We start from the raw sequence: 13774 nt of genomic DNA on the forward strand, positions 1-13774 counted from the left end.
CTCAGAACTCCAGCAGATTGTCGCGGAACTGCGCGTGGGCATACGCCGTGCGCGTCAACCCACGCTTCTGCAACGCCGGCACCAGTCCATCCGCGATCTCCGCCACGCTGCGCCGGCTGACATTGGGGAGCGAGAACAGGAACCCGTCGCCACCCACATGCTGCATCACCTCGCCCATCTGCGCTGCCACCGCATCGGGCGTCCCGACCAGTTCCACCGACTGCACCGTGCTCTCGAAATCCGACATCGTCTGGCGCAGCGTGCGATTGCCAGCCCGGCGCTTGAACTCGTCCAGGCTCTGCTGGTGGCCGTTGGTGGTCAACTCGCCGATCGGCGTGTCCAGATCCATCGCGCCAAAATCGATGTTGGTGATCTTGGAGAAGAACGCCAGCCGCGTATCGATCTTGCGCACCGCCCATTCCGCCCGATAGCGCTTCTTCAACTGCGCCTCCTCCTCCGTCTCGCCGAGGATGGGCGCTACCAGGAACAGCACCTTGCAATCATCGGGGTTGCGCCCCTGCGCCTTTGCCCGCGCCCGCAGATCGTCGCGATACGCCTTCATCGCCTCCGGCCCCCGCACCGCCGCAACGATGGTGTCGGCATACCGCGCCGCGAATTGGCGCCCCCGTGGCGATCCGCCCGCCTGCGCGATCACCGGCCGTCCCTGCGGCGCCGGGCCGGAGTTCAGTGGCCCCCGGCTGCGGTAATGCTGCCCTTCGAAATCGATGCTATGCACCTTGGCCGGGTCGACGAACACGCCGTTCGCCTCGTCATTGACGATGGCACCCGGCTCCCACGAGCCCCAAAGCCCGTTCACGACCGACATATACTCGTCCGCCATGTCGTACCGGGTGTCGTGCTCCGGCAGCCCGTCGAAGCCGAAATTGCGTGCCGCTATGTCCGATGACCCGGTGACTGCATTCCAGCCGATTCGCCCATTCGATACCTGGTCCAACGTGGCCATCAGCCGCGCCAGCAGATAGGGCGGATAGGCGAACGTTGCGAAGGTCGGCACGATGCCGATGCGGGACGTCGCCTGCGTCAGGATGGTGGCGACCACCGATGGGTCCTGCCGTGGCACCGCCAGCGCATTGCGCAAATAGATGTCGCGGGAGGCGCCGTAGCTTTCCCCGACATAGGACGAGTCCTCGATCAACATGTAATCCAGGCAGGCGCGTTCCAGCGCGCGCGCGACGTCGACGACCAGGTCCGGCGCCATCCAGTCCCTGCCGATCGCGCCTGTCCACGGCTCCCCCCAGGCCTGGGCGCTGGAGCCCTGGAAGAACCAGCCGAGATGGAAACGGTTGGGCATGCGCCTGTGTCATCCTGTTGTCGTCGGGGGCAGGGCAGGCAAGCTTTGTACCAGTGGCATCACGCTTGCTTGTTCGCGGCCCATGACCGCGCACGTATTAGAAGCCGATCGTCTGTGCAAACGCTACGGCACCGTCGCGGCGTTGGACGACGTATCGCTGCGCGTCGGCGGCGGTCGCTTCGTCACCCTGTTAGGCCCGAGCGGGTCGGGCAAGACCACGCTGCTGATGGCGATTGCCGGCTTCGTGCAGCCCGACAGCGGGTCGCTGACGCTGGACGGCGCGCCGATTGGGCATTTGGCGCCTGAAAAGCGCAATTTCGGCATGGTGTTCCAGGGATACGCCCTGTTCCCCCATCTGACCGTGGCCGAGAACGTTGCCTTTCCCCTGCAGATCCGCCGCGTCGGCAAGGCCGAAACGACCGAACGGGTGAAGGCCGCGTTGGACCTGGTGCAACTCGGCCACCTGGCCTTCCGCATGCCGAAACAACTCTCCGGCGGACAGCAACAGCGCGTGGCGCTGGCGCGCGCCCTGGTGTTCCGCCCCAACCTGCTGCTGCTGGACGAGCCACTTTCCGCTTTGGACAAGACCCTGCGGCTCAGCATGCAGGACGAATTGCGCGACTTGCATGGCCGGGTCGGGCTGTCCTTCGTCTTCGTCACCCACGACCAGGGGGAAGCGCTGGCGATGTCCGATGACGTCGCCATCATGCGCGGCGGCCGCCTGGTGCAAATCGGCAGCCCGGCCGAACTCTACGAGCGGCCGGCCAACCGCTTCGTCGCCGGCTTTCTCGGCCGCAGCAATTTCTGGCAGGGCCGTGTCGCGGCGCAGGATGCTGCCGGGTTCACCTACATGGCCGGTGGGCACCGTCTGCACCAGGCAGGAAAACCGCCAGGCCCCGCTGTGCTGGTGTCTCTGCGCCCAGAAAAGCTGATGGTGCTGGAGGGTGCCGGCGGCCCGGCCAACCAGGTGTCCGGCACCATCGCGACCGCCAGTTATGGCGGCGATTCCTGGCTGGTTCAGTTGGATGTGGACGGGTTGGGCCGCATGCAGGCGATGCTACCCACCTGGCGCCGCACCCCGCCGCACATGGGTGAGGCGATCCGCATCGGCTGGGACGCCGATGCCAGCGTAATCATCGACGATAGTGAAGGGGACACGGCATGACACAGGAATTCGGTGACGACCTTCGGCTGCTCGGCCGGCGCGGGCTGCTGGGCGGCGTGGCAGCGGCGTCCTTCGCCCCCAGCCTGGTCCGCGCCGCCGTGCCGGAGGTGGTGATGTGCAACTGGGGCGGCGACGCGATGAAGGCGTTCAACGACGCCTTCGTCGGCCCCTACGCAACCTCCACCGGTGGCAAGCTCGTGCTGGACGGCAGCGGCCCGACCAACGGCAAGATCCGCGCGATGGTGGAGGCGAAGAACGTCTCCTGGGATCTATGCGACAGCGGCGTCACCGGGCTGGCCGAATTGGCCACCCGCAACCTGCTGGCCCCGATCGACTACACCGTCGTGGACAAATCGAAGGTCGAGCCCGCTTTCGCCTACGAATACGGTGTCTGCAACTACATGTTCAGCAGCGTCATGGCCTGGGACACCACCCGGGTGAAGGGCACGCCGACCATGGCGGATTTCTTCGACCTGAAGAAAATTCCCGGCAAGCGCATGATCCGCAAGGACAGCCAGGCCATGATCGAAATGGCCCTAGTGGCCGACGGCGTCCCCATCGACAAGCTGTATCCGATGGACGTGGATCGGGCGATCGCCAAGTTCCAGACCATCAAAGACTCGATCCTCACCTGGGACACGGGTGCGCAGAGCCAATCCCTGCTACGCGACGGCGAGGTGTCGATGGGCTGGCTATGGCACACCCGCGCCACGCTGCTGAAGCGCGAGCCGAACAGCAAGATCGACTGGAACTTCACCGGCGGCGTGCTGCAACCCGGCCTGTGGGTCGTGCCGAAGGGTAACCCGGCGGGCAAGCAGGCCATGATGGCCATCGCCTCCATGCAGGACCCGGCCAACCAGGTGAAGCTGCTCTCCGCGCTGGGCAACGGCCCCGCCAACCCGAAGGCCGCGCCGCTGGTGCCGGAGGATCTGCGCTCGATCGACCCGGGTTATCCCTCGAACGCCGCAGTCCAGTCGCTGATCAACGCCGATTGGTATCACGACAATCACGGCAAGACCTTCAAGCGCTTCCTGGATTTCCTGTCCGCATAGGCCAACCGGCATGAACTCCGGCGCCTACCGCTGGTTCCCCATCCCCGCGCTGCTGTTGTTGGTGCTGGCCTATCTGGTGCCGCTGTCGCAAGTGCTGATGATCTCGGTCACCGATCCGGAGTTGGGGTTGGGGAACTACGCGCTGCTCGTCACCAGCCCCTCCATCGCGCGGGTGCTGGCGACCACGGCGCGCATCTGCGTCATCACCGCGACCGCCGCGCTCGTGCTTGGCTACGTCGTCGCCTATTGCATGACCCAGGCGCGCCCGGCGGTGCGGCGGCTGATGCTGGTGGGCGTGCTGCTGCCGCTATGGGTGTCCGTGCTCGCCCGCTCCTTCGCCTGGGTGACGCTGCTGCGGCGGGAGGGGGTGGTGAACAGTGTGCTGATGGGCGCCGGGCTCATCCAGTCACCCCTACCGCTGATGTGGAACGAGTTCGGCGTGTCCGTCGGCATGATCCACACCATGCTGCCCTACGCCATCCTCCCCATGGCCAGCCACATGCGCGGCCTCGACCCCGCGCTGATGGCCGCCGCCCGCGGCATGGGCGCAAGCCGTGCCCAAGCCTTCCGCCGGGTCTTCCTGCCACTGAGCCTACCCGGCGTCATCGGGGCCGGCGTGTTGGTGCTGATCTTCTCGCTGGGCTTCTACGTCACGCCCGTTCTGCTGGGCGGCGGCCGGGTTCGGATGGTGGCCGAGTATATCAGCCTACAGATCCAGGAATTGCTGCAATGGGGCACCGGCACGATGCTGGCGACGGCCTTGATCGCGGCGATCGGCCTGCTGCTCTTCCTGCTGTCCCGCGCCGTCGGGCTGCGGGCCTTGTCCGGCGCACGCTGATGGAAGGGCCCTACTGATGGAAGGACCCTACTGATGGAAGGACCGGGCCGTGGCATTCGCGGCACCGCCTGGACGGTGATCCTGTTCCTATTGCTGCCCCTGGCCGTGGTTCTGCCGGTCTCGCTCACCGATCAACCGTACCTCTCCCTGCCGCTGCACACGCTCAGCCTGCAATACTACGCCAACCTGCTGCATTCGGCGGACTGGCAATCGTCGATCCTACAAAGCCTGCTGGTCGCTTGCGTCTCGGCGGGGATCGCCGTGATCCTGGGCACGCTTTGCGCCATCGGCTGCTGGCGAATGGGCGATCACTGGGCCAAGGCGATCCAGGCGCTGATGCTGATCCCCATCGTGGTGCCCACCATCGTCTACGCGCTGGGCCTCTATCGCTTCTACGCCCAGCTCGGGCTGCTCGACACGCTGCTGGGCATCATCCTGGCCCATGCCGTCACCGCGATTCCCTATGTGGTCGTCATCGTCTCCACCGGCCTGTCCGGCGTAGACGCCAGGCTAGAGCAGGCGGCCCGCTCCCTCGGCGCCGGCCCCATCGTCGCCATGCGCCGCGTCTTGCTGCCGCTGCTGCGCCCGGCGATGCTGTCCGGCGGCTTGTTCGCCTTTGTCCATAGCTGGGACGAGCTGGTCATCGTGCTGTTCATTGCCGGCCGCCGGGTCTTCACCCTGCCGCGCCGCATGTGGGACGGTATCAACGACAAGCTCGACCCAACCCTGGCCGCCGTCGCGGTGTTGCTGGTGATACTCAGCGCGGCGCTGCTGTTCCTGGACCTATGGCTGCGCGCCCGGCGGGAGCAAACCTAACCGCCGGTTGGCCTTTCGCGGAAACTTGAGCTATCTGCCTGCCGGGTTGCAGCCTGCCTGGGGGCATCCCCGACCCGGCAGGGCCTGCTTTCGAAGGGATAGACCGCTGAGCGAATCGGATCTGAGTCTCGTCGGCGACCTGGGCTCGCCCACCGCGTTCGGCTACCGGCAGATGCTGGCGCGCCGCGACATGGCAGGCGCGGCTTCCATGTGGAAGCTCATCGCCACGCTGAGCTGGCTAGATATCAAGCTCCGCTACCGCGGCTCCATCCTCGGCCCGTTCTGGGTCACGATGTCGACGGGCGTCATGGTGGCGGCGCTCGGCCTGGTCTACTCGACCCTGTTCGACCAGGACATGCACGACTACCTGCCATATTTGTCGCTATCGCTGGTCTTCTGGACCGCGATGTCCCTCGTCGTAACCGACGCCTGCACCACCTTCACCCAGGCGGAGGGCATGATCCGCTCGATGCGGATGCCATTCAGTGTGCATATCTGGCGAGTGATGACGCGCAACTTCCTGTTGTTGCTGCACAATCTCATCATCGTGGTGCTCGTTTTCGCGATCTACGACACCTGGCCGGGCTGGAATGCGCTATGGGCCATCCCGGGCCTGCTCGTCTGGCTGGTCGACGGGGTCGCCGCCTGCATGCTGCTCGGCGCCATCTGCGCGCGTTTCCGCGATATCCCGCAAATCGTCGGCAGCATCATGCAGATCGCCTTCTACGCCACCCCGATCGTCTGGAAGGTCGATCAGATCCGGGAGGGCGCGCGCTTCATGCCGCTCAACCCCGTCTACGTGATTCTGGAGATCGTGCGCGGCCCGCTCTACGGCACCCCCCCCAGCGGCGTGGTCTGGACCAGCGCCCTCGTATTCAGCGTCGCGCTAGTGATCGTGGCGTGGCTGATGTTCGCACGCGTTCGCGGGCGACTGGCCTTTTGGGTCTAGGCCCGCCGCATGAATTTCAGCCACGTCACCGTGCTGTGCGTCGGCGACCTGATGCTGGACCGGTTCAAGCACGGCCGGATCGAACGTATTTCGCCCGAGGCGCCGATCCCCGTCATCCACCTGACCCGCACGCAGGAGATGCTGGGCGGCGCCGGCAACGTCGCCCATAATATTGCCACGCTCGGCGGCCGGGCGCTGCTGGTCGGCCTGGTCGGCGCCGATCCGCTGGCGGACACAATGCACCGCCTTGCGACCGACATCCCCGGCATCACCCCCTGCTTCGTGCCCACCGCGCTCCGCCCCACCATCTGCAAGACCCGCTTCGTTGCCTCCCAACAGCAGGTGGTCCGGGCCGACGAGGAAAGCCGCCTGCCGCTGCAACCCAGCGAGGAGCAGGATCTGCTTGCCGTAGTGGCGCAGCAGCTGCCCCTATCCAGCGCCGTCATCCTGTCCGATTACGGCAAGGGCGTGCTGAGCCCGGCGATCATCGAACTTATCATCGACCGCGCCCGCGCCGCCAGAATCCCGGTTTTCGTCGACCCGAAGACCGACGATTTCAGCCGCTACCGGGGCGCCACCTGCATCACCCCCAACACGCTAGAACTGGCCGCCGCCAGCAAGATGCCGGTCGACAGCGACGCCGCGGTGGAGGCTGCAGCCCGTCACGTGCTGGCCAACGCGGAGGCTGTCGCCATCCTGGCCACGCGTTCCGAACGGGGCATGATGCTGGTGGAGGCTGGCGGACCCACCAATGCCGTCCGTGCCCGACCGCGCGAGGTGTTCGACGTGTCCGGTGCCGGCGACACCGTCATCGCCGCCATGACGCTGGCCCACGCCTCCGGCATGTCGCTCAGCCAGTCCATGCACATCGCCAACGCGGCGGCCGGCGTCGTCGTCAGCAAACTGGGCACCGCCACCGTGACGGTGAACGAGGTGCTGCACGAGTTGGAGAGCGACAGCGCCGCTACCAGCGATGCGCTGCTCGGCCTGCACTCCCTGGCCGCAACCCAGGCGATGGTGGCCCGGTGGAAGGGGCAGGGGCTGCGCGTCGGCTTCACCAATGGCTGCTTCGACATCCTGCACCCCGGCCACATCGCCCTGCTAAAGGCTGCTCGCGCCGAGTGCGACCGCCTCGTTGTCGGCCTCAACACCGATCCCAGCGTCAGCCGCCTCAAGGGTCCGCAGCGCCCGGTCAACGACCTGAACTCCCGCGCCCAGGTGATGGCTGCCATCGTCTATGTCGACTGCGTGGTCGCCTTCGACGAGCCGACGCCGTTCGAACTGATCCAAACCCTGCTACCCGACGTGCTGGTAAAGGGCGCCGACTACACCATTGCGACCACGGTTGGCGCCGACATCGTGCAGGCTGCCGGCGGCCGCGTGTTCCTGGCCACACTGGTGCCGGGCCAATCCACCACCGCCACGATCCAGCGGATGCAGGTCGATCCCGAATGATGCTGCAACCGGGCGCTCGCAAGGCGCAGGCCCGGTTTCGCGCCTGGATGTTCGACGACGCGCTGCCCGTCTGGTCTACCACCGGGCGCGACGAGCCCGGCCTAGGCTTTCGCGAGCATATGACTCTGGCGGGCATCCCGGCCGATGTACCGTTCAAGCGCATGCGGGTGCAGGCGCGCCAGATCTACGTCTTCTCCCATGCCCATCTTTTAGGCTTCCCCGCCGGTGCGGATTTGGCCGCTGATGCCTATCGCTTCATCGTCGCGAACGGCAAACGAGCGGATGGTGCCTGGGTGCGCTGCATGGGCCGGCGCGGTGGCGTGCTGGATCCGGCGGCCGATCTATACGACCTGGCCTTCGTGCTGTTCGCGCTCGCCTGGTTCGCCCGCGCCACTGGCGATCCCACCCCCTTCGCCGAAGCGCGCCAGACGATTGCCTGGATCCGCGCAAACATGGCCGTGCCCGGCGGCGGCTACCACAATGCCTTGCCCGTGGAGCCGGGCCATCGCCAACAAAACCCGCACATGCACCTGCTGGAGGCCGCCCTCGCCCTATACGAGGCCAGCCACGACTCCTATTTCGCCGAATTGGCGCACGAACTGGTCGCCCTGTTCCGCAGCCACCTGCACCACCCGGCCAGCGGCACGCTTGGCGAGTTCTACGACGACCTGCTGCAACCCGCCCCAGCCGAGGCCGGCACCCATGTCGAACCCGGCCATCAATACGAATGGGCTTGGCTGCTGGACCGCTACGCCAAGCTATTCGGTGTATCGCTGCAAACCGAGATCGACCAACTCTACCGCTTTGCCGAAACCTACGGCCGCGATCCCACCGGCGCCGCGGTGCTGGACGTGCTGCACCGGGACGGCACGGTGCGCCACGCTTCATCCCGCCTATGGCCACAAACCGAGGCGCTGAAGGCTCACGCTGCCATGCTGCGCCACGGCGCCGACGCCAGCCCCCGCATCGAAACCGGGCTGAACCACCTGATGGACCAGCACCTCGCCCACAGCCCCCGCGGCATGTGGCGGGAACACTTCGCCTCCGTCGGTGGCGAGAACATCGCCGACAAGATCCCCGCCAGCTCGCTTTACCACCTGTTCATGGCATTCGCGGAGCTGGAGGGATTGGCCGCGCCGCCTACGGCTTGATCGAAACCCCAATCGGCCGGAACAGCCCGTCCGGCCGCGGGTTAAAGCCTGCGACCTTGTTGCTGAGCCCCCAAAACCACGTGAAATGGTACAGTGGCATATAGGCGATCTGTGCCATCCACAGGTTTTCCGCCTCGTGATACGCCGCCATCCGCCCGGCATCCGTCGACTCCGCCGCGCCCTTGTCCAGCGCCGCATCCAACGCCGGGCTGCACCAGCCGGTCCAGTTCAACGGCGCGCCGCAGCGCATCCACGACGAGATATTGCCATCCGGATCGGGCCGGCCGCTCCAGATCACCATGTTGGCCTGGTAGTCGCCATTGGTCGCCGCCGCGGTTTGCGACACCGACTCGCCCTTGCGCAACTCCACTTCGAACCCGGCCTCGTTCACCATGGACTGGATGACCTCGCCCACCTGAACTTCAACCGGGTTGTTCACCACGCTCAGCGTCAGCTTCGGATGAGGCACGCCGGCCGCCGCCAGCAGCGCCTTCGCGCCCGCCAGGTCGCGCTTCGGCACCGGGTGGGCCGTGTCCCACCAATGGCTGCCGGGCGCCTCCGTCTGGTTGCTGGGCACGAATTTGCCGTCGAACACCGCCTGGTTGATGCCCTCCCGGTCGATCGCCTTGGCAAACGCCTCACGCACCCGCACGTCATGCGCGAACGGCGTGTCCGCCTGCGGGCCGCGCGCCAGGTTGAACGACAACATCTCGAATCCGATGGACGGCTGCGTCGCCACCGTCAATTGCTTGTTGGCCAGCACGGCGGGCAGGTCGGTCGGGGCCATGCGATTGGCAATGTCCAACTGGCCGGACTGCAAATTTACCAGCCGCACCGTCGAATCGGTCATGATCCGAAACTCGATCCGGTCCAGGCTCACATTGGCGGCGTTCCAATACCCCGGGAAGCGCTGCAGCGTGATGTGATCCTGCGCCACCCGCTCCACGAACGAGAACGGCCCGGCGCAGACGATGTGGGCGGCGATCGCGTCCGGCGACAGCACCAGGATGCGCGGGGAAAGCATCTCCCCCGGCCGGTTCGCCAGCAGCGACAACAGCGGCGCGTAGGGCGCGGACAGCCGGATGCGGATGGTCAGTGGATCAATGACGTCCTCCCCGATGACCGGCTTCAACTCAGACCGCCGGGCGCTGTAGGGCGCATTGCGATACCGCTCGAGGTTGGCCTTCACCGCCTCCGCATCGAACGGCGCGCCATCTTGGAACTGCACGCCGGCGCGCAGATGCACCGTCAGCGCCAGATGGTCGTCCGACCACTCCCACGCCGTTGCCAATTGCGGCTCGTATTCCAGCTTCGCGTTCAGCCCGAGCAGCTGGTCGCACATCGAGGTCGCGACCACCCGCTCGATATACGAGGTGCTACGGGCCGGATCGAGGAAATCGGGGTCGAAATCCAGCCCAAACCGCAACGTACCGGCGGCGTGCCCGGCGGTCGGCAGCAACAGGGCAGCCAGGAAAAGCCAACGGCGCATGCGCATGTCCTTCGTAGATCAGGCCCGAGGCAAGCAATCGCCTTGCCAGCTAATGCTTCAATACGGCCGCCTTGTCTGGGCCGGCCAATTTCACCCAGGCGGCGACCGTCTCGACCGCCGCCTGGCGCAGATCGGAGTCGAGCGTGGCGTCCGGCATGTCGATCGTCATCCCGTGTGCCCGCATGGCGGTCTGGTTCGCGGCCTCCCGCTCCCCCAGCAAGGCCCACTGCGCGGCCTCGGTCTGCGCTGCCGCCTGGTCCACCGCCTGCTGCAGATCGGGCCGCAGCGCCTGATAGGTTGCGGTATTCACCGTCGTGAAGGACAGCGGCATGGCGTAGCCGATCGCGGTGAAGTGGGGCAGTTCGTCCCAAAGCCGCCGCCCGGCGCCGCCATCCCCGCTGGACAAAACGGCGGCCAGGCTGCCGTCCTTCAACCGCGTCATCGCATCTGCGAACGACAGCTGCACCGGCGCCGCCCCCGCCCCGGCAAACACCGACGTGCTGGCGGAATCATAGGTGCGAATGGCCAGGCCCTTCAGGTCCGCCGCCGTGCGAACCGGATTGCGGCACCAGATCCCGCTGGGCGGCCAAGGCGTCGCATACAGCAGACGCTGCCCCCGGGCCGCAAAGACCGAGGCATATTGGGGCCGTGCCGCATCATATAGCCGCCGCGCCTCCGCCGCGTTGGTGGCGCCGAAGGGCAGGGAAGACAATTGGAATACCGGGTCCAGCCCATCCAACGCCCCGGCAAAAGCATCCCCTACCACCAGCGTCCCGCCCTGCACCGCCGCCGGAATGGTGGCCGAGCGCAATCCGCCCGGCGCGTCATACCCCGGTTGCACCACGATGCGCCCGCCACTGCTGGCCGCCAGAAACCGTGCCAGGCTGGCCAGCCCAACGCCCGGCATGGCGGTCGCCGGATACTCGGTGGCGGCGGTCCAGGTGGCGCCCTCCGCCAAGGCCCGGCGTATCGGCAACGCCACCAGCGCCGCACCCCCTGCCAAAACCATGGCCCGGCGGCCCATCCAAGGATCATGCGGCATGGACATCCTCCATTACGGTCCGGCAGTGCCGAGGCGGAGAAAACACGGGCGATGCCCCATGTGCAAGGGAGGCATGCAAGCGCCAAACCGTGAAAAGGGGCTTTCCTTTGCCGCCACGGATGCCTATACAGCGCCCGTCGGGTGATTAGCTCAGTTGGTAGAGCAGCTGACTCTTAATCAGCGGGTCGTTGGTTCGAACCCAACATCACCCACCATGCCTCTTCAGGCACTCATGAACGTAGCGGCTGGTGGACGGGTACTTTCCACCCTCTCTATCTCCGGGCCGCTCCGCCCGCGCAAGCGCCTGGCCTCGCGCTCGCCAATGGGCAAACCAGCTCCCCTCCTGCCGCGATATCCTTGACCATGCTCGCCACCGACCGATAGTCTCGCGCGGCCTATTAATAAGGCACTTCCTAATATCGCGACATAGCCCGGCCGAACGCCGGCACCGCGGCGCTGCGAAGCAGGCCACGCGCGATGAAGTGCCCTTTCCGGAGCCACCGATGCATCCAACCAAAAGGACTATCCTATGAGCTGGCGCTGCCTAGCCTATGGCGCGTCCCTGCTACTCATCCCCATAGCCGGCCGTGCGCAATTGGGCCCCTATGCCGTCGGCGCCCTCCCAGGCCAGGTCGCAGATGGGGCTACCCTCGCTGCTGTGGAGGTCAACAGCCGCCCGTTCTGCAGCAATGTAGTAAACACCACGGCAGACGCAGCCCCCTGCATCGCGGCCACGCTGGCAGCCGCCACAGCGGCCGGGCAGCGGGCACATTTTGCCGCGGGCACGTACAATATATTGTCTGCTGTGGTGTTGCCGGCGTCGGGTGTGCCAGTCATCGGCGATGGGTGGGACTACCACAACATTGCCAGCGGCACGGTGTTTCATATCGGCGCCATCGGGTTCGTGCCGTTCGCACTGGGCCATGCCGGGTTCACCTGGGCCGATATTGCCTTCACCGAAGACCAGCCGACCCCCAGCGCGACCAACGGCACGCCCTGGGCGCCTACGGCATACGGCCCCATCTTCACCACCGACACCGCCAACGCCAAAACGGCGTTCCGCAATCTGCTGCTGTACAACATCACGCAGGGCATGCAGTTGAACAGCGGCCAGGTGGTCATCGACGGCATCTTCGGCCAGGTCTTCCAGTTCGCCATCGACATCAAGAACGCGGCCGACGTGATGCACGTGCACAACGTCCACCTTTGGCCGGACTGGCAGCAGAACAACAACGTCTACAACTACACCAATCTGAACGCCGACGGCATCTTGTCCGAGCGCGATGACAACCCCGAGTTTTCGGACATCTTCGTCTACGCCCACCGCTCGGCGGTGCATTTCGTAAATGGTACCGCCGCCAAATCGACCAGCAAATTCAAGATCACTGGGCTGGACGCGGACACCACCGTCTACCCGATCTTCGTGGAGGCCGATAACACCACCGGCATCATCACCAGCCTCACGACCAGCGGTTCCGCGATCAGCACCGCCAATGGTGGCCCGGGTGGCCGGCTGACCGGAAGCTCCGGCATCGAAATCACCGGCAGCAACAATTTCATCCGTGTCCAGGGCTACGACATCCAGAACACCGACCGATCCGCGGTCGAGCTTCTGGGGACAGGCAACGCCCTGTATTTGGCCAATGGCAGCCTCAACAATTGGAGCAGCGCCGGCGGCGTCCCCTACGCGATCAATCCCGGCACGGGCAACATGGTGCAGGCATGCGGCTTAAAATTGCTGCCCGGCGTATCGGATCTTTACACCCTGGCGCCCGGCGCGGTGCAGCGCTGCGGTAATCTGCCGTTGGTGACAATGTACACCGCGCCCGGCTCCTACTCCCTCACCCTGGAGCCACAGACGGTGGTGCTGCGGGTGGAGGCCGTGGGCCCCGGCGGTAATGGTGGCAACGGGGCCGCCTGCGCCTCGGGCACGGCGGCGCCGGGCGGCGGCGGCGGCGGCGGCGGCACCCATGTGAAGGCGGATTTCGTCGCCGCGTCTCTGCCATCCGGCACGATCCCGATCGTCGTCGGGCAGGGCGGCGGCCATGGCATCAGCGGCACGGCCACCAGTTTCGGCCCAACCACCAGCGTCACCTACGATCTTGTTGCCTATCCCGGCGGCAATGGTGGTGACGCAGCCTGCGCCACCATCGCGGCCGGCGGCGGCGGCGGCGGGTTCTTTACCGGGGCGGGCGGCAATGCGGTCGGGGCAACCCCGGGTGCGGCGGGCACGGGCGGTGGCCAGGCTGGGCAAACCTCCAGCGTCAACATCTACAACAGCGACCCTGTTGGCGGCGGTGGCGGCGCGGGTTCCGCCGCATCCGGCATTACCCCGGCATCGGGGAGTTCGTTCACCAGCTTCGGTGGCCAGGGCGGTGCCCCGGGTGGCGGCGTCAGTGCGGCTGGCGCGCCTTCCAGCGGCGGCCTGGCCAATGGATCGAATGGACGCATCAGCGGCCCGCTGATCGGCAGTGCCGGGGCGGCCCCGGGCGGGAGCGCGACGCA

10 protein-coding genes, 1 tRNA gene and 1 pseudogene are annotated in these 13774 nt (G+C 66.4%); 9 read left to right on the plus strand and 3 right to left on the minus strand.

From position 1 onward, the window contains the following. Window position 1: 1 nt before the first annotated feature. Window positions 2-1312, minus strand: a complete 1311-nt coding sequence (locus GSQ76_RS06465; RefSeq protein WP_158743096.1) for an NtaA/DmoA family FMN-dependent monooxygenase — start codon at window positions 1310-1312, stop codon at window positions 2-4. Between the two features lie 82 nt (window positions 1313-1394). Here GSQ76_RS06465 and GSQ76_RS06470 point away from each other — a divergent pair, with 82 nt between their 5' ends. The 7 genes from GSQ76_RS06470 to GSQ76_RS06500 all read left to right on the plus strand — a co-directional run bounded on the left by GSQ76_RS06470 (window position 1395) and on the right by GSQ76_RS06500 (window position 8738). Next, window positions 1395-2477 carry an ABC transporter ATP-binding protein gene (locus GSQ76_RS06470; protein ID WP_158743097.1) on the plus strand — a complete coding sequence of 361 codons (1083 nt, stop codon included), beginning with the start codon at window positions 1395-1397 and terminating at the stop codon, window positions 2475-2477. Continuing rightward, window positions 2474-3529 (plus strand): ABC transporter substrate-binding protein, encoded by a 1056-nt coding sequence (locus GSQ76_RS06475; protein ID WP_158743098.1) that lies wholly within the window; start codon window positions 2474-2476, stop codon window positions 3527-3529. Before GSQ76_RS06470 ends, GSQ76_RS06475 begins: the two co-directional genes overlap by 4 nt. A gap of 10 nt (window positions 3530-3539) precedes the next feature. Then, window positions 3540-4367, plus strand: a complete 828-nt coding sequence (locus GSQ76_RS06480; protein WP_158743099.1) for an ABC transporter permease — start codon at window positions 3540-3542, stop codon at window positions 4365-4367. 33 nt (window positions 4368-4400) lie between these two features. Further along, entirely contained in the window at window positions 4401-5183 is a 783-nt protein-coding gene (locus GSQ76_RS06485) for an ABC transporter permease (RefSeq protein ID WP_158743100.1), read from the plus strand. Window positions 5184-5391: 208 nt separating this feature from the next. Then, window positions 5392-6132: an ABC transporter permease gene (locus GSQ76_RS06490; protein WP_158743101.1), complete on the plus strand. Its 741-nt coding sequence runs from the start codon at window positions 5392-5394 to the stop codon at window positions 6130-6132. A 9-nt stretch (window positions 6133-6141) separates the two neighbouring features. After that, window positions 6142-7587: a D-glycero-beta-D-manno-heptose-7-phosphate kinase gene (rfaE1, locus tag GSQ76_RS06495; protein ID WP_158743102.1), complete on the plus strand. Its 1446-nt coding sequence runs from the start codon at window positions 6142-6144 to the stop codon at window positions 7585-7587. After that, complete coding sequence (locus GSQ76_RS06500; RefSeq protein ID WP_158743103.1) at window positions 7584-8738, plus strand: AGE family epimerase/isomerase; 1155 nt, start codon at window positions 7584-7586, stop codon at window positions 8736-8738. The genes rfaE1 and GSQ76_RS06500 overlap by 4 nt, the downstream gene beginning before the upstream one ends. On the opposite strand, the gene GSQ76_RS06505 is transcribed toward GSQ76_RS06500, so the two are convergent. Both GSQ76_RS06505 and GSQ76_RS06510 read right to left on the minus strand, forming a co-directional pair. After that, window positions 8728-10227, minus strand: a complete 1500-nt coding sequence (locus GSQ76_RS06505) for an ABC transporter substrate-binding protein (protein ID WP_158743104.1) — start codon at window positions 10225-10227, stop codon at window positions 8728-8730. The genes GSQ76_RS06500 and GSQ76_RS06505 overlap by 11 nt on opposite strands. 49 nt (window positions 10228-10276) lie before the next feature. After that, the gene (locus tag GSQ76_RS06510; protein WP_158743105.1) at window positions 10277-11269 is read right to left on the minus strand and encodes a TRAP transporter substrate-binding protein; all 993 of its coding nucleotides are present in this window, start codon (window positions 11267-11269) and stop codon (window positions 10277-10279) included. A gap of 139 nt (window positions 11270-11408) precedes the next feature. Between GSQ76_RS06510 and GSQ76_RS06515 the strand changes: the two genes are divergently transcribed. Beyond that, window positions 11409-11484: transfer RNA gene (locus GSQ76_RS06515), tRNA-Lys, on the plus strand. Window positions 11485-11798: 314 nt separating this feature from the next. Further along, window positions 11799-13774: pseudogene (locus GSQ76_RS06520) on the plus strand (hypothetical protein); the annotation flags it as partial.

It is taken from the genome of Acidisphaera sp. L21 (assembly GCF_009765685.1).
Taxonomy (GTDB): Bacteria; Pseudomonadota; Alphaproteobacteria; order Acetobacterales; family Acetobacteraceae; genus LMUY01.